This is a genomic window from Saccharopolyspora sp. NPDC000359 (genome assembly GCF_040300525.1).
Classification (GTDB): domain Bacteria; phylum Actinomycetota; class Actinomycetes; order Mycobacteriales; family Pseudonocardiaceae; genus Saccharopolyspora.
In genome coordinates, this window is sequence record NZ_JBEPDU010000006.1 from 155,518 (window position 1) to 174,516 (window position 18,999).

Below are 18,999 nucleotides of genomic sequence, written 5' to 3' on the forward strand. Positions count from 1 at the left end.
CGCGACCCGCATGGCCCTGCCCCGGCGCGAAGCCGGGTGATCGGCAGGGCAGGCTGCCGCCGAAAAGCCGAAAACCCCCTGCTCGAGGGGGTTTCCAGCGGTCTCGACCACAGGCGCGGCCGCGGGGTCACCTCACGTAGAGGTCCCAACCAGTGCCGTCACCGCGCTTGCGGATGTCGCACTCACTCCACGCGCCGAACCTCTTGCCCTGGGCGCACTCGGCGTCCACGTAGTCCCGGCTGCCGGAGGCGACGTACCGCCAGTCCGCCGCCATGGCGGCGGGCGCCCCCAGCCCCAGCAGGCACGTGGCCAACGCGGCACCGGCCAGAATCCGACGAGTCATACCGCACTCCCATTTAGGGTCGAACTACGACGTCCACCCAAAACTAGGAGCGGGTGACGAGGAGCACCGGGGGGCAAGACCGAACTCTGCCCGAACACACGGCTCGCATTCCCGAAAGCCCGCCCGGCTAGACCAGTGCCCCGAGTCGCTTCGGCGTGCCGCGCCCTGCCCGTCGCGACGCTCGCCGAGCGGGTACCGGCTCCCCTTACCTCGCCGGGGTGAGCGGTGGCTCACACCTACAGAAGGAGTGACCCCGGTCACCACGACAAGAGGTGGAAGGCACCGCAGCCATCCAGTCCCTGCACAGCAAAGGACCCCCTGCTGGAGGGGGTCCTTGCTGTCTCGACCAGACGCGCGCCCGTAGGGATTCGAACCCCAAACCTTCTGATCCGTAGTCAGATGCTCTATCCGTTGAGCTACGGGCGCTTGTTCAATTGTGGGTCCCCACCTTACGGTGGGAACCGCTGCGGAGGCTCCGGGATTTGAACCCGGGAGGGGGCGTAACCCCCAACCGCATTAGCAGTGCGGCGCCATAGACCAGACTAGGCGAAGCCTCCCGGCGTCCTTCGCGGCCACCGGAGAAAAGACTACACGCCCCGTTCAACCCCTTTGCAAGGGGGGTCCAGTTGGGCCGCGATCACCCCCGCAGATCCGCGCTGAGCTGCACGAACGCGTCCAGGGCCGCCGGGTTCTGCAGGGCGTCGCGGCTGACCGCCCGGTCCGGCGGGGTGCCGGCGAGGATCTTCTTCACCGGAACCTCCAGCTTCTTGCCGTTCAGGGTGCGCGGCACCTCGTCCACGACGAGGAAGCGGTTCGGCACGTGGCGGGGCGAGAGCTCGCTGCGCAGCGCGGCCTCCAGCTCGGGTTGGACGTCGGCCAGCGACGCGCCCTCGGTCAGCACCAGGAAGCACAGGAGCTCACCGCCGGTCCGCCCGGCGCCGGAGGTGTCGATCACCAGCGAGTCGACGACCTGGTCGAAGCCCTCCACCACCCGGTAGAACTCCGCGGTGCCCATCCGGACGCCGCCGCGGTTGAGCGTCGAGTCGCTGCGGCCGTAGATCACCACCGAGCCGCGGTCGGTCAGGCGCACCCAGTCGCCGTGCCGCCAGACGCCGGGGAAGGCCTCGAAGTAGGCCTCACGCAGCCGCGAGCCGTGCGGGTCGTTCCAGAAGGACACCGGCATGGTCGGCATCGGCTTGGTCAGCACCAGCTCACCGACCTCCTCGTGCAGCTCCGCGCCGTGCTCGTCGTAGGAGGCCACCGCCGCGCCGAGCATCGGGCAGGAGATCTCGCCCAGCCACACTGGGACGTCCGGGGCGGAGCCCACGAACGCGGTGCACACGTCGGTGCCGCCGGAGACGCTGGCGATCTGCACGTCCGCGCCGATCGCGTCGGCCACCCAGCGGAAGCCGTCGGTGCTCAGCGGCGCGCCAGTGGAGCCGACCGCGCGCAGCGCCGAGAGGTCGAAGTCGTCCTTCGGGCGCAGGTCGTGCTTGAGGCAGTTCTGGATGAACGGGGCCGAGGTGCCGAAGAAGTTGACCCGGCTGCGGGCCGCCAGCTCCCACAGCGCCGACAGCGACGGGTAGCCGGGGCTGCCGTCGTAGAGCACCAGCGTGGTGCCGTTGAGCAGGCCGCCGACCAGGAAGTTCCACATCATCCAGCCGGTCGTGGTGAACCAGGAGAACCGGTCGCCGGGCCCGAGGTCGCAGTGCAGCCCGATGACCTTCAGGTGCTCCAGGACCATGCCGCCGTGGCCGTGCACGATGCCCTTCGGCAGGCCGGTGGTGCCGGAGGAGTACAGGATCCACAGCGGGTGGTCGAACGGCACCGGATCGAAGTCCAGCGGCGCGCCGCGGTGCTGCGCGAGCAGGTCGTCCCAGCTCAGCGCGCCCTCCACCGAGCCGCCGCCGACGTAGTCGACCAGCACGGTCGCGGCCAGCCCCGGCATCTGCTCGCGCAGCCGGTCCACGGTGGGGCGGACGTCGAAGGGGCGGCCGCCGTAGTGGTAGCCGTCGACCGCGATCAGCACCTTCGGCTCGATCTGCACGAACCGGTCCGCCACCGCCCGCGCGCCGAAGTCCGGGGAGCACGACGACCAGGTCGCGCCGAGGCTGGCCGCGGCGAGGAACGCCACCAGCGTCTCGGGGCAGTTCGGCGCGAGCGCGGCGACCCGGTCGCCGATCCGCACCCCCAGGTCCAGCAGCGCCGCGCGAGCCGCCGCCACGCGGGCCCGCAGCTCGCCGTAGGTGATCTCCTCGCGGCGGCCGTCCTCGCGGGCGAAGATCACCGCGAGGTCGTCGTCGCCCTTGCCCGCGCCTGCGCGCAGGGCGTGCTCCGCGTAGTTCAGCGTCGCGCCGGGGAACCACTCCGTGCCGGGCATCACCTCGGCGGTCAGCACCCGGTCGGCGCGGCGGTGGAAGCGGACGTCGAAGAAGTCCGCGATCGCGGCCCAGAACCCGGGCAGGTCCGACACCGACCACTCCCACAGCGCCCGGTAGTCGGGCAGGGCGAGTTCGCGCTCGGCACGCAGCCAGTCGCGGAACGCGGCCATCCGGCTGGCAGCCACGCGCTCGTCGCTCGGCTGCCACAGCACTTCGGGGTTCGAGGCGGGTTCGGTGCGCGAGGTCATGCGCCCTTCCTAACCCACCGAACCCCCACCCAGCCACCCCGGATGAGCTGCCCTTTTACCGGCCCGAGGTGCCACGCGGCCCCAACCGGGGACCAGGCGTCCGATCCCCGTTGGATCCGCGCAGGTCGGGCGGCTGGAACTCAGCGGAGGTGGAGGTCGAGCCAGTTGCGGGCGCGGCTCCATGCCTCCGCCGCGGCCTCCGGGTCGCGGTCGAAGCGGTGCCCCGCGCCCGGGTAGCGGACCACGTCGGTCACCACCGACGCCGTGTCCGCGCCCTCCCGGAGCTTGTCCACCTCGCCCGCGTCCACGCCCTCGTCGTCGCCGTACAGGCCGAGCCACGGGCAGGACAGCTCACCCGCGATCTCCACCAGCGGGGGCAGCCCGTCGGACAGCGGTTCGAGGATGCCCCGCCCGCCGACGCTGACCGCCGCGCCGAGCGTGCGGCTCGCGGCCACCACCAGCGCCGCGGTGCCGCCGATGTCGAAGCCGATGATCCCCTGCCGGTCGGTGGGCACGCCCTGGTCGGACAGCCACAGGAAGGACGCGTCGGTGTCGGCCAGGATCGAGTCGCCGGACAGCCGCCGGACCTGGTCGGGATCGTCGTCACCGTGGTACAGGTGCGGTGCGGCGGTGAGCCAGCCCTCCTCCGCCAGGGCGCTGCTCAGCCTGCGCACCCGGTCGGTGACCCCGCGGGCCTCGTGCAGGAAGACGAGCCCGCCGCGCACCACGTTGTCCGGTTCGGCCACGGTGAGCCGCAACTCGGTGCCGTCGGTGAGCGCGATCGTCTCGGTCCGGGTTTCGGTCATGCCGTGCAGGTAATCACGCCCAGGTGAACACCAGTCAACAACGTCATCCAGTCGGACCAGCGAGTACGGCACAAGATCACCGGTTCGCGGCAACGGGTGGCACTGACCGGAGTCGGACACGGGGCTGCTGCGCGGGCTCCGGACGGGTTAACGTCAGCGTGACCGACCTCGAAGGAGTCGTAGAAGATGAGCGTGCGCACCCGTGCCGACCTCGACCAGCTGCCCGCTTACGTGGCGGGCCGGACCGTGCCCGGTTCGATCAAGCTGGCCAGCAACGAGGTCTCCGAGGGTCCGTTGCCCAGCGCGGTGGCGGCCATCAACCAGGCGGCCAGCGAGGTGCACCGGTACCCGGACATGGGTGTCGGACGGTTGACCGAGGCACTGGCCGCGCACTACCGGGTGGAGCCGGAGCGGATCGCCGTGGGCTGCGGTTCGGTGGCGCTGTGCGAGCAGCTGGTGCAGGCCACCTGCACCGCCGCGGACGAGGTGATCTTCCCGTGGCGCTCGTTCGAGGCGTACCCGATCATCACGCAGGTCGTGGGCGCCAAGCAGGTGCGGGTGCCGCTGACCGGTGAGCACGCGCTGGACCTGGAGGCCATGCTCGCCGCGATCACGCCGGCCACCCGGCTGATGTTCGTGTGCACCCCGAACAACCCGACCGGCACGCTGCTGCGCAAGGCGGAGCTGGACGCGTTCCTGGACCGGGTGCCGGAGGACGTGCTGGTGGTCCTGGACGAGGCGTACTTCGAGTTCGTCAGCGACCCGGACGCCCCGGACGGCGTGGAGATCACCCGGGAGCGCGGCAACGTGGCCTCGATGCGCACCTTCTCCAAGGCCTACGGCCTGGCGGGCCTGCGCGTGGGCTACGCGATCGCGCCGCCGGAGGTCGCCGCCGCGCTGCGCAAGGTGATCATCCCGTTCAGCGTCAACGCGCTCGCGCAGGTCGCCGCGATCGCGTCCCTGGAGGCCCAGGACGAGCTGCGCAAGCGCTGCGCGAGCGTGGTCGCGGAGCGGGAGCGGGTGCACCGCGAGCTGCTGGCCCTGGGCTACGACGTCCCGGAGACTCAGGCGAACTTTGTCTGGTTGCCGCTGGGTGAGCGCACCGCGGACTTCAACGAGCACTGCCTGCAGAACCGCGTGGTGGTCCGGGCGTTCGCGGGCGAGGGGGCGCGCGTGACGATCGGCCAGCCGGAGGAGAACGACACCTTCCTCGCGGCAGCGAAGTCGTTCCCCCGGGTGGACTAGTGGTTCCCGGTTCGGCGCACGCGGGTTCCCCGGGTGCGCCGAAACCGTCCCCCGCGTGTGATCAAGTTTCAACATCGTCGACGTAGAGTTCGTGGCGCGGGCGAAACGAAACACACATGGGACTGCTCATTGAATTTCACGAAGAAGGCCGTTGCTGGTCTGGCGACGGCGACCGCTGCGGTTCTGCTCGCGGCACCTCCCGTCCACGCGGCGCCGAGCGATGTGACCACCGGGTACGTCGTGGTCGACGCGGATTCCGGTGAGACGAAGGCCAAGGCGAACGAGCACCAGAAGTTCCGGTCGGCTTCGCTGGTGAAGCTGCTCATCGCCATTGACTACCTGGAGAACCTCGACGGCGAGGCGATCCCGGACGAGGACCGCGCGCTGCTCGAACCGATGCTGCGGTCCAGCAACGACGACGCGGCCAGCGTGTTCTGGGTGCGCGGCGGCCAGCAGGAGATCATCGAGCGGATGGTGTCGAAGATCGGCCTGACCGACACCGCTCCCCCGCCGGCGGAGCAGCCGGGCGTGTGGGGCTACACCGCGGTCAGCGCGGCCGACGTCGCCAAGGTCTACCAGTACATCCTGGACGACGCCGCCCCGGAGGTCCGCAAGTTCATGCTGACCAACCTGCGCGCCCACACCCAGTGCGCGGGTGACGGTTTCGACCAGTCCTTCGGCATCCCCAGCGCGGTCGAGGAGCCGGGCGCGGTGAAGCAGGGCTGGTCCGGCTTCGGCGAGGGCCCGGAGCCCGGCGAGGAGTGCGAGGACTCCAGCGACCCGGCGATGACCGCCCGGGTCATGGCCTCCCCGGAGGTCCAGGAAGCCCGCCGGATCGCCCCGGCCGAAGCCCCGCTGACCGCCCGAGCGGCCACCGACATCGACCTGAAGCGCCGAGCCATGCACACCACGGGCACGGTCGACGACGACGACAAGATCATCGTCCTGCTCACCCTGGAACCAGAGGAAACCAGCTGGGAGCAAGCGGCCAAGACCACCACGGCCCTCACCAAGCTCCTGGACCGCACCACCAACTGACCAACGCGCAACGGCTTCGCCGCTCACCAATCCGAGGTGAGCGGCGAAGTTGTTTTCACCGTGCGAGACCGTTGACCAGGCGCTTGACGCGCGGCTGGTCGAGCAGCGAGTAGATCTGGGCGATCCGGCCGCCGGAGATCACGAATGCCATGATCGAGACCGGCTGGCCGTTGGCGCGGACGACGACCGCCGCGCTGCCGTTCACCGCGACCGGCTGGAGCACCGCGTCCGGGATGGCGAAAGCCGCAGCGCGTCTCGCCACCCGCTCCGGGCCGCGGATCGTGGCTGTCGCGGCAGGTCTGGTGGCGCCGCCGTCGGCGCGGAACGTGATCTCCGGGTGCAGCAGGGCGAGGAGCGCGTCGAGATCGCCGTCGCGGGACGCCGCGAAGAAGGCGTCGACCGCGCTGCGCTGGCGGGCGGCGTCGGTCTCGATCTCGGCCGGACCCCCGGCGTGCACCCGGCGGCGGGCGCGGCTGGCGAGCTTGCGGGTCGCCTCGGTCGACTTGCCGAGGACCTCGGCGATCTCGTCGAACGGCATCCCGAACGAGTCGTGCAGCACGAACGCGAGGCGCTCGGGCGGCGTCAGGCTCCCCAGGACGACGTGCAGCGCCAAGCCGACCTGCTCGGCGAGCAGGGCTTGATCCGCTGGGTCGAGGTCCTGGTCCGGTCGGAGGTGGAGTTCGGGACCGGTCGCGTCCACCGGGCCTTCGGGGCGCGCGGCTCGGGCCCTGAGCTTGTTGAGGCAGGTGCGCGAGACGGCCGTGGTCAGCCACCCGTCGAGGTTGGTGACGGCGGAGAGGTCCGTCGCGCCGGGACGGCTGAGGCGGGCCCAGGCGTCCTGCACGGCGTCCTCCGCGTCCGCGCAGCTGCCGAGGATCCGGCGGGCCAGCGCGGTCAGCCGGTGCCGGTTCTCCTCGAAGTGCCTGCTGAGCTGTTCTGCGGGGTCCATCGGTCACGTCCTCGTTCGGCGGGGTGTCAGTGCCTGTGACACGCCTGCGAGCGAGAACGTGACAGGAGCACGATGTGACACCCGATTCCCGTCGACGACGTCTGGTGCTGCTGGCCCTGTGCCTGGCGGGCTTCGCGATCCAGCTCGACGTCACCATCGTCAACGTCGGTCTCCCGACGATTCAACGCGCGCTCCGAGCATCCCCCGGGGCGTTGGAGTGGATCATCAGCGGGTACGCCCTCGGGCTGGCTGCGCTGATCCCGCTGATGGGCGCGCTTGGCGACCGGTTCGGCCACCGGCTCGTGCTGCTGGCCGGTCTCGCGGTCTTCGGCACCTGCTCCGCGGGAGCGGCGCTGGCGCCCGGCCCGGCGGCGCTGGTGGGTGCCCGCGTCGGTCAAGGCGTCGGCGGCGCAGCGATCTTGGCGCTCACCCTCGCCGTGCTGACCGACACCCACCCACCGGACCGGCGTGGTCGCGCGATCGGCTGGTGGGCGGCGATCGGCGGCACCGGGTTCGGCGCGGGCCCGATAGCCGGGGGACTGCTGCTGTCGTCCTTCGGCTGGTCGAGCATTTTCTGGATCAACCTCCCGATCGTCGTCGTCACGGCCGTCCTGATCCTCCTGGCGGTCCCGCGAGCCGCCGCGACGTCGGAGCCGCGGCCGCTCGACGTGCCGGGTGTCGCGCTCGCGTCGGCGGGGCTGGCATCGGTGACCTTCGGGCTGATCACCGCGACCGACCGGGACCCAGCGCGAATCCTGATCCCCCTCGTCGTCGGCGGGCTCGCGCTCGCCGCGTTCGTCCGATGGCAGCGCCGCGCCAGCGATCCGCTGGTGCCGAGGGCAGTGCGCGGCAGCGCGGCGTTCACCGGCGCCTGCGCCATCTACTTCACCAGCTACCTGGCCTTCAGCGGCACGCTCTACTACGTCAGCCTGCTGTTCCAGAACGTCCTCGGCTGGTCCGCGCTCCGCACCGGCCTGTCGTGGCTGCTGTTGAACGTCCCGTTCCTGATCGCCGCGCAGGCGGCCGGGGAACTCGGCCAGCGCTTCACTCCTCGGGCCACCGTGACCGCGGGCTGCGCGGCCGGAGCGCTCGGCGTGGCAGCGCTGAGCACCTTGACCCCCACCACCCCGTTCCTGGTCGCGGCGGTCGGCTACCTGGTCGCCGGGGTCGGTTTCGGACTGCTGGTCCCCGGGATCACCCACGTGGCCATGCGCGATGTCCCCGGGTCCGTCGCAGGTGCCGCGTCGGCGGTGCTGAACTCCGCTCGCCAGCTCGGCACCGCGGCCGAGCTCGCGATCGTCGGCGCCGCCGGTGCGGCCGCGACCCAGCACACCTGGTCCGCATCGCAGTTCGGGCAGGAGCGTTGGCCTTCCGGCATCGCCACCGGCGACCTCCGCGGCGTCCCCGACCACGTGCAGGCCGCGGCCCGCACCGCGTTCGAGGTGGGCTACCACGTCGCCCTCGGGGTGTGCGCCGCGAGCCTCCTGGTCGCCGCGTGGCTGTCGCTGCGGGTGTTCGAGCAATCCCGAGTGGGCTGAGCGCGCGGGAGGGCCCGCAAAAACGGTGGTGCCCAGCGAAGAGAGGGGGAGTACTTCGCCGGGCACCACCGCAGGGGGTGTGGTCGTCCGAGCCGGGACGGCCACGTGGAGCGCGTAGCGATCTACGCAGCTCCGGAATGTAGTGATGATCTCGGGGTCCCGCCAGCCTGAACGGCGTGTTGCACCCGTTCAGGTGGCGATTGCCCGTTGTCAGCCGGTGACCGCGTGGTGGCCGCGCACCAGCGCCGGGGTCGGCGCGGTGGGCAGCTCCGAAGGGTCCGCCGGCGGCGTGGTGTGCTGCACCGGCGGGGGGTCCTTGACCACCGGCGGGGGGACCACTCCGTCGTCCGGGGGCGTCGAGCTCTCGACCGGCGGCGGGTCCAGCTTCGGCGGCACGTCCTGGGGGTGGTCCAGGATCGGCGCGTTGACGCACTCGTTGGCCTGCGGCGACAGGATCGACACGACCGCGCCGATCACCGTGATGTTGTTGCCGCACAGCTGGACCGGCAGCACGCTCAGGTTGTTGTCGTTGCCGATGTTGATGCCGTCGTTGTCGGCACTGTCGGCGAACGCCGGAGCGGCTCCGGCGAGCAGTCCTGCGCCAGCGACGAACGCGCCTGCGAGGCAAGCACTTCTACGCATAGCTCCTCCCAATTCCTCGTCTTTCGGGGGTTTTCCATCCGCGGTGTTCACCGCAGGTGGACCAGAGTGCCCAGCGGCAGGGTGGTGAGCAGCTGGAGCGCATCGTCGGGCACTCGGACGCATCCGTCGCTGCTGGCCTGGCCGAACACGGAGGGTTCGGGCCAGCCGTGCAGCGCGACCGTGCCGGGGCCGCCGCCATAGGTGCTGAAGGTGTTGGAGTGCGTGCCCAGCGGCAGGATGATCGGGCTGAACTTGGTCACCGTCTCCTCGATCGCGGCCATGATGTAGGTCCGGCCGCGCGGGGTGGGTGAGCCGTCCGCTCCGACGCCGACCACCCATTCGCCGATGGGTGCGCCGTCCTTGCGCACCACGAGGCGCCGGGCGTCGATGTCGACGTCGACCACGTAGGGCGTGCGGGCGCGTTCGACCGGGCCGTCGGTGCGGACCCAACCGGTGCTGCCGTTCGGGCGGGACGGCAGCAGCACCTGCGCCCACGGCCCGCGTTCGGCGATGATCGGCACCCAGGTGGGGTTCTCCAGCTGCTTGGCGGGCAGCTTGGCGAACACCGCACCGCCGGGCGCGTGGTGCAGCGCGATGTCCTGCTTGACGCGCAGGACCACGCCGCTGGTGTCCCCTCCGGGATCCGGGTCCCCCGGCGCGGTGGGGAATTCGGTGAAGGTGCTGGCCGGTGCCTGCATGCCGAGGTCGGCGCGGGCCATCAGCTGGGCGGGTTCGGCGGCCTGGGCGCCGCAGCCCGTGAGCGCGACGCACAGCGCGCCGAGTGCAGCACCCAGCTGGATCCTGCGCCGGGCAGCGGCGGTCCGTGTACTCATGTTCGGCTCCTGGCCTTCCTGCGGTGCAGGTGCCCTACGGAGGTCCGGTGTTCGACCGGGGCACCTGTGCGGGTGGCGTTGTGATCTGCGGGAGATCAAATGCCGGACGGACGCTAACCTGGCACCGCAAGCCGTTGACGTGGGCCGATCACTGCGAGAAGTGGCGCAACCACCGCCTGAACAGGACAAACAGGCCAGCTTGATCGAGTGGACCGATTCGTTACCGAGTCCTGATCACTCAATAGTGTGGCTTTTTTAGCTCTCCCGAGCGACAAAAAGGCCGGGTTGCTCAAGCCCGGAAGGGGCTCGAACAACCCGGCCAGGGGATGCCGGAGGTTACTTCCAGCTGGCGAGCACGCCCAACGACTTCTCGTTCAGGTCGGTCGGCTCGTACTCGACGGTGAAGCCGGAGGCGTCCGCCGGGACGTCGTAGACGATCGTCCCCGAGACCGGCTCCCCCTCGGAGAGCAGGTGCAGGAACATGTCGTCCAGCGACACGGTGGTCGGCTCGTAGCGGTTACCCTGCGCGTCGACCAGGGTGAACTCGTCCTCGCTGATGTTCTCGACGGTACCCGCCAGCAGTTCGGCCTGAGCGCTGACCGAGACGAACTTGCCGACCTCCGGCTCGAAGATCGAGTCCGTGGCGGTGTAGTCGGCGGGCGCGCCGATGGACACCTTCAGGCGGGCGCCCATGTCCTTCTTGACCTCGGCGAACTCCCCAAAGGCCACCGGACCGCTGGTGGTCTCCTCGGCCGCCTGCTCAGCCTCCGAGCTGCCGGAGTCGGTCTGGGTCGTGGTCGGCAAAGCGGAACCGCAGCCTGCCAGCCCGATCAACAGCGCAGCGGCCAGGGGTGCAATCAGCCTGTTCAACGTTCCTCGCACAGAGAGATGTTCGGTTGGGGTGTCAGGCCAGACCCTGGCACGCCGGAACCAGAAATTTCACCAGAATGGGCTAATGTTCTGAAGAATCTTCGAACTGCACTAAGGATCAGGAACCCCTAGTGGGGTGGTCGGTCGGCGCGCGGGGAGAAGACGACACGCCGACCGGCCGTCCGGCTCGACGCCGCGAGGTCGGGGGCATCGAGGCCGCCACCTACATCCGTGACACCAAGGACCGCGACGGTGGCATGTTGTGCGTGGGCCAGCCTTCGTGGGACTCGTTCCTGGCGACCGTCAAGGCGGGGCGCCTGGACCGCTGAGTCCTGGGACCGGTCTTCGCTCAGCGCGGGAGCCGGTGACGGCAGGGCCGGGGAGACCTGCTTCGACAGGGCAGGTCGGGTCCGCTACTCGCAGGACCGGGACTCGGCAGCCTGCCGCCGTCCGGCTGCGGATTCGACGCGATCAGATCGGCTTCTCCCCCGCCCCGGGAGCTTTCCAGCGACCAGGCGGAATCCGAGAGGTGAGCCTGGTGCGGACCGATGGCCCCGCGGTCAGGTTCGGCGGGTGAGGTGGAGGGGGAGGCCGTCGGTGGGCATCGGGCCGGTGCCGTAGCGCAGCGGGGGTTCGTAGTCCCAGTCCACCGTCCAGCGGTAGCGCAGGAGCAGCTGGTGGAGGATCGCCTTCACCTCCATCGTGCCGAAGTGCATGCCGATGCACTTGTGCGCTCCACCGCCGAACGGGGCCCACGCGTAGCGGTGCACCTTGTCCTCGCGGCGGTGCTCGGCGAAGCGTTCCGGGTCGAAGACGTCCGGGTTCGGCCACCACTCCGCCATCCGCTGCGTCGCGTAGATCTGGGCGACCACCTTGGTGCGGGCCGGGATGTGGTGGCCGAGGATCTCGGTGTCCTTGACGGTCTCGCGGAACAACCCGCCCACCGGGGCGTTGATCCGCATGGACTCCTTCACCACCATGTCCAGCAGCGGCAACCGGTCCAGGTCGGCGTGCTCGACAGCGGGTTTGCCCAGCGCCAAGGCCTCCTCGCGGGCGCGGTCCTGCCACTGCGGGTGCTTGCCGAGGTAGTGGGCCGCCATGGCGAGCGTGATCGTGCTGGTGTCGTGCGCCGCCATCAGCACGAAGATCATGTGGTTGACGATGTCCTCGTCCGAGTAGCGGTCGCCACCCTCGGTCTCGGCCCGGCACAGCACGCTGAACAGGTCCTGCCCGTCCCCTGCCCGCTTCGCCGGGATCCGCTCCCGGAAGTAGTCCTCCAGGAACCGGCGCCCGCGCAGGCCCCGCGCCCAGGTGCCGCCGGGCACGTCGGCGCGCACGAGCGCTTGACCGCCGTGCACCGCGTCCACGAACGCCTGGCTGAGCCGGTCCGCGTCCGCGCCGGGCTCCTCCCCCACGAACACCTCGGTGGCCAGGTCGAGGGTGAGCCGCTTCGCCGCGGTGTACATCGGGAACCGTTCGCCCGGCCGCCACTTGGCGAGCTCGCGGTCGATGGCCGGGGTCATCGCGTCCAGGTAGCCGACCAGGCGTTCCCGGGTGAAGGCCTGCTGCATGATCCGCCGGTGGTGCAGGTGCTCCTCGAAGTCCATCAGCAGGATGCCGCGGCGGAAGAACGGGCCGATCAGGTAATTGTAGTAGCCCTCGTTGGCGAACGCCTTGTCCCGGTTGGCGGCCACCACCTCGAGCGCCTCCGGCCCCATCACGTTCACCGCCTTGGTGCCGAGCGTCACGCCCCACGACACCGGCCCGAACTCCTCGTACCGCCGGCGGGAGGAGCCGAGCAGGTCGGTCAGCACGCTGACCGTGTGCCCGATGACCGGCAGTCCCTGGTTGCCCAGCACCGGCCGCAGGCCCGAGCCGGGCGGCGGCGCGGCCAGCGGGCGGACCGCGGAGGCCCGCCGCTCGGCCTGGTAGATCGTGGACTGCAACTGCCTGACGAGCGTCCGAGTCGTCACCGGCGACCTCCCTGCGAAGCGGGCCCCCTCCCACAGAAGCACGTCGCCGGTGCACTGCTCATCCGCCGTCAGCACGAACCTGCTCCGCCGAACGTCAGTCGAGCGCGCGGCGGAGGAAGAACTTGATGCCCAGCGCCCCGAAGACCACGCAGGACGCCAGCAGCGCCAGCACGCAGATCCACGCTGGCATGTGCGGGACCTCGGGGAGGAGGGCGCCGCGCATGCCCTCGCTGACGTAGGTCAGCGGGTTGATCGCGCAGAGCACCTGGAACCAGCGCAGGTGCTCCAGCTGCGCCCACGGGAACTGGGTCGCACCGGTGAACATCAGCGGGGCCAGGATCACCGCGAACATGATGTTGATGCGGCGCGGCGGCACGGCCGCCCCCACCGTCAGCCCGACCGCGGCCCCGGCCAGCGAGCCGAGCAGCATGCAGAGCAGGGCGAAGGCCAGACCGCGGTAGTTCCAGTTGATCTCGCCCAGCATCACCATGCCGATCGGCACCATCAGCACCGCCGCGAGCAGGCCGCGCAGCGCGCCGAAGAGCATTTTCTCCACCGCCACCCAGCTGATCGGCAGGGGCGCCAACAGGCGGTCCTCGATCTCCCGCGAGTAGGAGAAGTCCAGCACCAGCGGGAAGGAGGTGTTCTGCAGCGACACCAGGAAGGCGTTCAGCGCGATCATGCCCGGCAACAGGATCTGCGCGTAACCGGGCTGGGCGTAGCCGAGCTCGCTGAGCACCTTGCCGAAGATGAACAGCAGCGCCACCGGCTGGACCAGCACCTGCGCCAGGAAGCTCGGCAGTTCCCGGCCGGTGACGAACACGTCGCGGCCCAGCACCGCGGTGAAGGCGCGCACCGGACTCATCGCAGCTCCCTCCCGGTCAGGTCGATGAAGACGTCTTCGAGCGTGGCCGAGCCCAGCGCCAGGTCACTGACCGAAACCCGCTGCTCGTGCAGGGTCTGCGCGACCGGGCCGAGCAGCGCGGCTGGTTCGCCGCCGACGTAGAGCCGCAGCCGCAGCTCGGTCCCGCCGTCGGCCGCGGTGCCGCTGCCGATCTGCTCCACCCGCTGCACACCGTCCACTTCGGACAGGAGCTTCGAGATGCGCGCCGGTTCGTAGCCGTTGGGCCGCAGCGTCGCGTCCACCGTGCCGCTGCCCGGCAGCGACTTGATCAGCGCCTCCGGGGTGTCCAGGGTCAGCAGCTTGCCGTGGTCCACCACGCCGACGCGGTCGGACAGCTTCTCCGCCTCGTCCATGTCGTGGGTGGTGAGCACGACGGTCACGCCCTCGGAGCGCAGGTCGTTGATCCGGTCGTGCACGAACAGCCGGGCCTGCGGGTCCAGGCCGGTGGACGGCTCGTCCAGGAACAGCACCTCGGGCCGGTGGATCAGGGCGCGGGCGATCATCAGCCGCTGCGCCTGCCCGCCGGAGAGGTCGTCGACGCGCGCCTTGGCCTTGTCCGCCAGCCCCATCCGGTCCAGCAGCTCGTCGGCGAGGCGGCGCCGCTCGGCCCGCGGCACCCCGTGGTAGGCGGCGTGCCAGACCAGGTTCTGCCGGGAGTTGAGCGAGCGGTCCAGGTTCACCCGCTGCGGCACCACCGCCACCTTGCTGCGCGCGGCCACCGGGTCGGCGGCCACGTCCACCCCGGCGACACGGGCGCTGCCGCTGGTCAGCAGCACCCTGGTGGTCAGGATCCCGACCGTGGTGGTCTTGCCCGCGCCGTTCGGCCCGAGCAGCCCGAAGACCTCCCCCGCGCCGACCTGGAAGCTGATCCCGTCGACCGCGTTGCCGCGCGCCTTCGGGTACCGCTTGACCAGGTCGGTCACTTCAACCGCAGTGGTCACATCCGCCTTCTTCCTCGCCAAGTCCGCTCAGGACCGCAAGCAGGTACTGCCGGACGATCGCCGCCTCCGCCGGTGGGATGTCCGGTTCGATCCGCTGGTGCTCGGCGCGCACCACCTGCTGCGCCGAGTGCAGCTCGGCGCGCCCCCGCGTGGTGATGCGCAGCCTGACCACCCGGCGGTCGGCACGATCCCGGCGACGGGTGATCAGCCCGCCGTCCGCCAGGGCGTCGACGACGGGGGTCAACGTCGCCGGACGCACCCAGCAGCGCCGGGCCACTTCACGGTGGGTCTGGTCGTTCTGCTGGTCGAGCACGTCGAGCACGAGCAGGGAGGTCCGGCTCAGCTCGGTGCTGCGCGCCACGGTCCGCTCCCAGTGCTGCGACAACCGCCGACCGGTCAAGCCCACCAGTCGGGTCAGCGGCATCTGCCGCGGGTCCTGCTCCGCGAAGCCGGGCACGCCCCGATGGTATCCGCGCCGAATGGTCAGGTGGCAAATGATTTCCCGGCGTCGGTGCGGGCTTGTAGCCTGATCAAGTGACTGAGCAGGGCACTCGATGGCTGAACGACCGCGAGATGGCGGCCTGGCGCTCCTACATCGTGGGGAGCGCACTGCTGACGCATCGCCTGAACAGGGACTTGCAGCTCACCCACGACCTGTCGATCGCGGACTACGAGATCTTGGTCCGGTTGTCCGAGCGACCCCACCAGCGGATGCGCATGAGCGAGCTGGCCAACGACGTGGCGCACTCCAAGAGCCGCACGTCGCACCAGGTCCGCCGCCTCGAAGCGGCCGGGCTGGTCCGCCGCGACGAATGCCCGGACGACGGCCGCGGCGTCTTCGCGATCCTCACCGAGGCGGGCGCGGCGAAGCTCCAGGAAGCGGCCCCCAGCCACGTGGCGAGCGTGCGCGAGAACCTGATCGACATCCTGGACGAGCAGGAGCAGGAAGCGCTGGGCCGGATCTTCGACCGCCTGACGACCCACCTGGGCGGGATCAAGTAGCGGCCCGGCTGCACGCCAACCCGCCCCGGTTGGCTACGCTGCGCCCTGGAAGCGTGGCAGAGCGGCCGAATGCACTCGCCTTGAAAGCGAGCGTCGCGAGAGCGACCGGGGGTTCGAATCCCCCCGCTTCCGCGCCTATGACCAGCACGAGAAGAGCCCGGCGGGGATCGTCCCCGGCCGGGCTCTGTCGCGCTTCGGCTCAGTTCCGGTCTCAGTTGACCGTTCCGTTGTCATCTTCGTTCCCCTCGGCAGGAGCTGCGAAGAAGCGGGGGCAGGCGCGATCTCGTCGGTACTGGGCCCAGCGAGCACTGCGCTCCCAGTGCACCCGCCTGGTGGCACTTCGACCTCGGGGTGCGGCTCGTCGGCCTCGCCTTCGCACCTGGGACACCGAGGAAGCCGCCCCGCTGTCGGCGGACTGCTCGACAACGCCCCCCGAGGTGGCGACCCCCTCAGTTGCGCGTGTTCAGCCGTGGCGGGTGCCGCTTCGCGCGATCAACCAGAAGACGACCACGAGGCCGATCACACCGGCGAGGGCCATTCTGACCCCGCGCCAGATCCGGCCGCTGCCCCACACCTCGTACTCGCCGTAGAGCCGCTGCTCAGGCGGGAGCTGGGCGACGAGCCTGTCCACGAGCCCCTGGACCTCGGCCTGCTCAGCGACCGACAACCCGTCGCCACCGAGGTCTTCGACCAGCTCCTCCACCTGCTCTTCCTGCTCCTCGGTGAATCCCGGCAGGTTGACCCTGCGGGACCCGAGCAACCCCGCGGTCACGCAGTCCAGCACCGCCCCGTCCCTGGTCCTGAGGTACAGCTCGTGACCGTCGTCGCAACCGGCCCCGGGGACGAATCCGACCACGTAGGCGCGATCGGCGTGGCGCTGCTCCGCGATGCCCACCAGCACGGACACGCCAGCGGTCGCTGTCAGCGCCACGCAGCCGAAGGCGACGAGGATTCCCAGCAACAGCCGCATGCGCACCCCAGTCCCGCAACACCGGTCCCACCCGACGCACCAGTGAAGCACTGACACGAGCAGCTCCGGAACAGCTCGGCACGAATCCGGTCCGGCGATCGCGCCAACGTCCTCACCACGCCCAGTCGGGGTTTCCCGTCGCCGCTTGCGTCCTGGTCCACAGGCGCCGCCGGTCGGAGGTGTCGTGGGCGTGGACAGGGGCGCGGACGGGCTCCAGGTCCTCATTGACGTACAGCCCGCGCAGGGGGTCTGCTCCTGCGTCGCGGGACGGCCGCACTGCACCGGGCGCGTGCCCGGTGACCAACTGCGCGTAGGAGCGGGCGAGTCGTTCCGGGGGCAGCGCGATCCGGTTCTTCGGGGCGTGGAGCACGCGCAGGAGCCGCGGTAGGGCGGCGGTGCGGTCTGGGTCCAACCGCACCGCAGGTACCCGGAGGCAGGTCACGCGGAGCTGCCCCCCGGCGCGTTCGGCCAGGCTGAAGCTGGTCATGACCTGCGCCAACTTGGCGTGGTAGTAGGCCCTGGTGGGGGTGTACCAGTCCGCGACCTCCGGCCAGTCAAGCTCCGGGAACCGGATGCGCAGGTGCGGGTGGGCGATCAGTCCTTTGCTGGCGATCGTGAGCAGGCGCGGCGCGGGAGCTGCGGCCAGCAGGGGGCTCAGCAGTGCCGTGAGCAGGAAGGGCCCGAGGTGGTTGGTGGCCCAGAACAACTCGTGCCCGTCACGACTGCGAACGGGCTGCCGGAGGGTCTGGTCGAACAGCGCAGCGTTGTTGATCAGGGCGTCGAGGTGGTCGAACTCGCGCCGCACCGTCGCGGCGGCGGTGCGGACGGACCCCAGGTCGGCCAGGTCGACGGGCACCATGCGGGCTGGGCGCGCGACGCCCCGGTTGATCTGCTCCAGGGCGGTGGCGCCCCGGTCCGGGTCCCGGCACAGCGCGACGACCTCGTGACCCGCGAGGGCCAGCTGCCGGGCTGCGCGAAGCCCGATGCCCGAGTTGGCCCCGGTGATGGCGATGGTCAACGGGGTCGGGAGTTGCTCGTACGCCACGACAGCGCCTCTCTGGTCGAGCTCAGCAATGGAAACCACTTCGCCGACCAGACTTCCCGGCACTCCACCTCGCACGGTACCCGAACCGGGGCCCGCGGGAGAGGGACTCGGGCCACGGCTTCGGCAGGGTGGCTGAGCAGGCTCCGAAATTCCCGCTCCGGCAGGCGTGATCGGCGGGACTCGGCTCAGCTGGGGGTGCGGGCGGTCAGGACTGGTTGGAAGAAGCCGGTGTCCTGCGGGGTGTGCCACTTCGCGGCCCGGAAGCCCGCTCCGCTGGCGAAGCTGGTGATCTGGTCCTGGGTGAGCGCCCAGTACGTCGTGCGGCGTTGCCGGACAATCCAGGACCCTGCCTGCGGGACGAGCTGGAAGTGCTCCAGGTCGTAGCGCTCCGCGTCGTCGTGCCAGTCCCAGAGCTGGAAGGTAATCGACCGGCCTGCTGGGGTGTCGGCCACCTGCGGCGGGGTGGAGCGGGGGCGGGTCTCGCGGACCTCGTCGTAGGGGCGGGTGGTGAGCAGCAGCAGCCCGCCGGGCTTCAGGACCCGGTGCATGCCGCCGAGCGCCGCCCGCAGGTCGTGGGGCGTGAGCAGGTGCGGGAGCGAGTTGTCCGCGCAGACGACGACGTCGAAGGCGTCGGAGCCGAAGGGCAGTGTGCGCATGTCCGCCGCGGCGGCGGGAAGGCGCAGGTTGCGGGCAGCCGCTTCGCGAGCGGCGCGGGCGGTGGCGACGGGGCTGACGTCGGTGCCGACGACGTTGTGCCCGAGCGCGGCGAGACCGATGGCTTGGGTCCCGATGCCGCAGGCGCAGTCGAGGATCGCACGCGGTCCGGGACCGAGTTCGCCGCTGATCACACCGTCGAGGGCCTTGGCCTGCCGCGCGGTGCTGGCGTCCCAGTCGGGGTAGATGCGGTGGTAGTCCTCGGCGAGCTCGTCGTAGAAGGCGCGGGCCAGTTCCTCGGGCACCCGGCCACGGTAGTGCGCGGAAGTTTGCTCGCACGAGGAGGTTCCCCAGCCGAGCTCCCGCCAACCGGGCAGAGATCAGCCGGTGACGTGGGCGCCGAAGTCGTCGCCTTCCCAGTAGTAGGCGTCGCTGCGCACACCGGAGCGACGCTCGGCACCACCGCCCGACGCTGCCGTGACGTTGTACGGCTTGCCCGACGTCGGGTGGTACGTGCGCACATCGCAGGTCGTGGTCTCACCGGGTTGCAGGTCGACCTGGCAGTAGCTGTCCTCGGTGACGGGGCTGTCGGGATCCCCCACCCACTCGGAGAGCCA

Annotated in this window: 20 protein-coding genes and 3 tRNA genes; 6 read left to right on the forward strand and 17 right to left on the reverse strand. The window is 70.7% G+C overall.

The features are described from left to right. Nucleotides 1-127: 127 nt before the first annotated feature. The 5 genes from ABT324_RS06725 to ABT324_RS06745 all read right to left on the reverse strand — a co-directional run bounded on the left by ABT324_RS06725 (nucleotide 128) and on the right by ABT324_RS06745 (nucleotide 3,778). Nucleotides 128-343, reverse strand: a complete 216-nt coding sequence (locus ABT324_RS06725; protein ID WP_351172774.1) for a hypothetical protein — start codon at nucleotides 341-343, stop codon at nucleotides 128-130. A gap of 353 nt (nucleotides 344-696) precedes the next feature. Continuing rightward, nucleotides 697-769 (reverse strand) — tRNA-Arg (locus tag ABT324_RS06730). Between the two features lie 41 nt (nucleotides 770-810). Further along, nucleotides 811-900 (reverse strand) — tRNA-Ser (locus ABT324_RS06735). A gap of 80 nt (nucleotides 901-980) precedes the next feature. Then, nucleotides 981-2,972, reverse strand: a complete 1,992-nt coding sequence (locus tag ABT324_RS06740; RefSeq protein WP_351172777.1) for an acetoacetate--CoA ligase — start codon at nucleotides 2,970-2,972, stop codon at nucleotides 981-983. Nucleotides 2,973-3,112: 140 nt separating this feature from the next. Further along, complete coding sequence (locus ABT324_RS06745; RefSeq protein ID WP_351172780.1) at nucleotides 3,113-3,778, reverse strand: dienelactone hydrolase family protein; 666 nt, start codon at nucleotides 3,776-3,778, stop codon at nucleotides 3,113-3,115. 186 nt (nucleotides 3,779-3,964) lie between these two features. Here ABT324_RS06745 and hisC point away from each other — a divergent pair, with 186 nt between their 5' ends. Together hisC and ABT324_RS06755 are read left to right on the forward strand one after the other, a co-directional pair. Further along, nucleotides 3,965-5,023 (forward strand): histidinol-phosphate transaminase, encoded by a 1,059-nt coding sequence (gene hisC / locus ABT324_RS06750; protein WP_351172783.1) that lies wholly within the window; start codon nucleotides 3,965-3,967, stop codon nucleotides 5,021-5,023. A gap of 129 nt (nucleotides 5,024-5,152) precedes the next feature. Then, nucleotides 5,153-6,061, forward strand: a complete 909-nt coding sequence (locus tag ABT324_RS06755; RefSeq protein ID WP_351172786.1) for a serine hydrolase — start codon at nucleotides 5,153-5,155, stop codon at nucleotides 6,059-6,061. Between the two features lie 55 nt (nucleotides 6,062-6,116). Here ABT324_RS06755 and ABT324_RS06760 read toward each other — a convergent pair whose 3' ends face one another. Then, a complete protein-coding gene (locus tag ABT324_RS06760; RefSeq protein WP_351172789.1) occupies nucleotides 6,117-7,010 on the reverse strand; it encodes a sigma-70 family RNA polymerase sigma factor in 894 nt (297 codons plus the stop codon). A 74-nt stretch (nucleotides 7,011-7,084) separates the two neighbouring features. On the opposite strand from ABT324_RS06760, the gene ABT324_RS06765 reads away from it, so the two are divergent. Continuing rightward, the gene (locus ABT324_RS06765; RefSeq protein WP_351172792.1) at nucleotides 7,085-8,548 is read left to right on the forward strand and encodes an MFS transporter; all 1,464 of its coding nucleotides are present in this window, start codon (nucleotides 7,085-7,087) and stop codon (nucleotides 8,546-8,548) included. Between the two features lie 210 nt (nucleotides 8,549-8,758). On the opposite strand, the gene ABT324_RS06770 is transcribed toward ABT324_RS06765, so the two are convergent. The 3 genes from ABT324_RS06770 to ABT324_RS06780 all read right to left on the reverse strand — a co-directional run bounded on the left by ABT324_RS06770 (nucleotide 8,759) and on the right by ABT324_RS06780 (nucleotide 10,827). After that, nucleotides 8,759-9,190, reverse strand: coding sequence for a hypothetical protein (locus ABT324_RS06770; RefSeq protein WP_351172795.1), 432 nt, complete (start codon nucleotides 9,188-9,190; stop codon nucleotides 8,759-8,761). A gap of 47 nt (nucleotides 9,191-9,237) precedes the next feature. Then, nucleotides 9,238-10,023, reverse strand: a complete 786-nt coding sequence (locus ABT324_RS06775; protein ID WP_351172798.1) for a L,D-transpeptidase — start codon at nucleotides 10,021-10,023, stop codon at nucleotides 9,238-9,240. 336 nt (nucleotides 10,024-10,359) lie between these two features. Next, the gene (locus ABT324_RS06780) at nucleotides 10,360-10,827 is read right to left on the reverse strand and encodes a DUF4352 domain-containing protein (protein WP_351172801.1); all 468 of its coding nucleotides are present in this window, start codon (nucleotides 10,825-10,827) and stop codon (nucleotides 10,360-10,362) included. Nucleotides 10,828-11,024: 197 nt separating this feature from the next. Between ABT324_RS06780 and ABT324_RS06785 the strand changes: the two genes are divergently transcribed. Then, the gene (locus tag ABT324_RS06785; protein WP_351172804.1) at nucleotides 11,025-11,222 is read left to right on the forward strand and encodes a DUF397 domain-containing protein; all 198 of its coding nucleotides are present in this window, start codon (nucleotides 11,025-11,027) and stop codon (nucleotides 11,220-11,222) included. A gap of 231 nt (nucleotides 11,223-11,453) precedes the next feature. On the opposite strand, the gene ABT324_RS06790 is transcribed toward ABT324_RS06785, so the two are convergent. The 4 genes from ABT324_RS06790 to ABT324_RS06805 all read right to left on the reverse strand — a co-directional run bounded on the left by ABT324_RS06790 (nucleotide 11,454) and on the right by ABT324_RS06805 (nucleotide 15,168). After that, nucleotides 11,454-12,866, reverse strand: a complete 1,413-nt coding sequence (locus ABT324_RS06790; protein ID WP_351172807.1) for a cytochrome P450 — start codon at nucleotides 12,864-12,866, stop codon at nucleotides 11,454-11,456. 94 nt (nucleotides 12,867-12,960) lie between these two features. Continuing rightward, a complete protein-coding gene (locus ABT324_RS06795) occupies nucleotides 12,961-13,731 on the reverse strand; it encodes an ABC transporter permease (protein WP_351172810.1) in 771 nt (256 codons plus the stop codon). Beyond that, a complete protein-coding gene (locus ABT324_RS06800) occupies nucleotides 13,728-14,711 on the reverse strand; it encodes an ABC transporter ATP-binding protein (RefSeq protein WP_351172813.1) in 984 nt (327 codons plus the stop codon). The genes ABT324_RS06795 and ABT324_RS06800 overlap by 4 nt, the downstream gene beginning before the upstream one ends. Beyond that, nucleotides 14,695-15,168, reverse strand: coding sequence for a MarR family winged helix-turn-helix transcriptional regulator (locus ABT324_RS06805; RefSeq protein ID WP_351172815.1), 474 nt, complete (start codon nucleotides 15,166-15,168; stop codon nucleotides 14,695-14,697). The genes ABT324_RS06800 and ABT324_RS06805 overlap by 17 nt, the downstream gene beginning before the upstream one ends. 116 nt (nucleotides 15,169-15,284) lie before the next feature. Here ABT324_RS06805 and ABT324_RS06810 point away from each other — a divergent pair, with 116 nt between their 5' ends. Both ABT324_RS06810 and ABT324_RS06815 read left to right on the forward strand, forming a co-directional pair. Continuing rightward, a complete protein-coding gene (locus ABT324_RS06810) occupies nucleotides 15,285-15,713 on the forward strand; it encodes a MarR family winged helix-turn-helix transcriptional regulator (protein ID WP_502949704.1) in 429 nt (142 codons plus the stop codon). A gap of 47 nt (nucleotides 15,714-15,760) precedes the next feature. Then, nucleotides 15,761-15,845: transfer RNA gene (locus tag ABT324_RS06815), tRNA-Ser, on the forward strand. A 331-nt stretch (nucleotides 15,846-16,176) separates the two neighbouring features. On the opposite strand, the gene ABT324_RS06820 is transcribed toward ABT324_RS06815, so the two are convergent. The 4 genes from ABT324_RS06820 to ABT324_RS06835 all read right to left on the reverse strand — a co-directional run bounded on the left by ABT324_RS06820 (nucleotide 16,177) and on the right by ABT324_RS06835 (nucleotide 18,984). Continuing rightward, entirely contained in the window at nucleotides 16,177-16,683 is a 507-nt protein-coding gene (locus ABT324_RS06820; RefSeq protein ID WP_351172821.1) for a hypothetical protein, read from the reverse strand. Nucleotides 16,684-16,795: 112 nt separating this feature from the next. Then, the gene (locus ABT324_RS06825; protein WP_351172824.1) at nucleotides 16,796-17,728 is read right to left on the reverse strand and encodes an SDR family NAD(P)-dependent oxidoreductase; all 933 of its coding nucleotides are present in this window, start codon (nucleotides 17,726-17,728) and stop codon (nucleotides 16,796-16,798) included. 185 nt (nucleotides 17,729-17,913) lie between these two features. Then, nucleotides 17,914-18,687 (reverse strand): class I SAM-dependent methyltransferase, encoded by a 774-nt coding sequence (locus ABT324_RS06830; protein ID WP_351172827.1) that lies wholly within the window; start codon nucleotides 18,685-18,687, stop codon nucleotides 17,914-17,916. A gap of 75 nt (nucleotides 18,688-18,762) precedes the next feature. Continuing rightward, nucleotides 18,763-18,984 carry a hypothetical protein gene (locus ABT324_RS06835; protein WP_351172830.1) on the reverse strand — a complete coding sequence of 74 codons (222 nt, stop codon included), beginning with the start codon at nucleotides 18,982-18,984 and terminating at the stop codon, nucleotides 18,763-18,765. Nucleotides 18,985-18,999 lie beyond the last annotated feature (15 nt).

Coding starts and splice junctions, on each gene's coding strand:
- ABT324_RS06770 (WP_351172795.1), bottom strand. CDS start 9,190: ATGCGTAGAAGTGCTTGCCTCGCAGGCGCGTTCGTCGCTGGCGCAGGA.
- ABT324_RS06820 (WP_351172821.1), bottom strand. CDS start 16,683: ATGCGGCTGTTGCTGGGAATCCTCGTCGCCTTCGGCTGCGTGGCGCTG.
- ABT324_RS06740 (WP_351172777.1), bottom strand. CDS start 2,972: ATGACCTCGCGCACCGAACCCGCCTCGAACCCCGAAGTGCTGTGGCAG.
- ABT324_RS06745 (WP_351172780.1), bottom strand. CDS start 3,778: ATGACCGAAACCCGGACCGAGACGATCGCGCTCACCGACGGCACCGAG.
- ABT324_RS06795 (WP_351172810.1), bottom strand. CDS start 13,731: ATGAGTCCGGTGCGCGCCTTCACCGCGGTGCTGGGCCGCGACGTGTTC.
- ABT324_RS06810 (WP_502949704.1), top strand. CDS start 15,285: ATGGCGGCCTGGCGCTCCTACATCGTGGGGAGCGCACTGCTGACGCAT.
- ABT324_RS06775 (WP_351172798.1), bottom strand. CDS start 10,023: ATGAGTACACGGACCGCCGCTGCCCGGCGCAGGATCCAGCTGGGTGCT.
- ABT324_RS06725 (WP_351172774.1), bottom strand. CDS start 343: ATGACTCGTCGGATTCTGGCCGGTGCCGCGTTGGCCACGTGCCTGCTG.
- ABT324_RS06760 (WP_351172789.1), bottom strand. CDS start 7,010: ATGGACCCCGCAGAACAGCTCAGCAGGCACTTCGAGGAGAACCGGCAC.
- hisC (WP_351172783.1), top strand. CDS start 3,965: ATGAGCGTGCGCACCCGTGCCGACCTCGACCAGCTGCCCGCTTACGTG.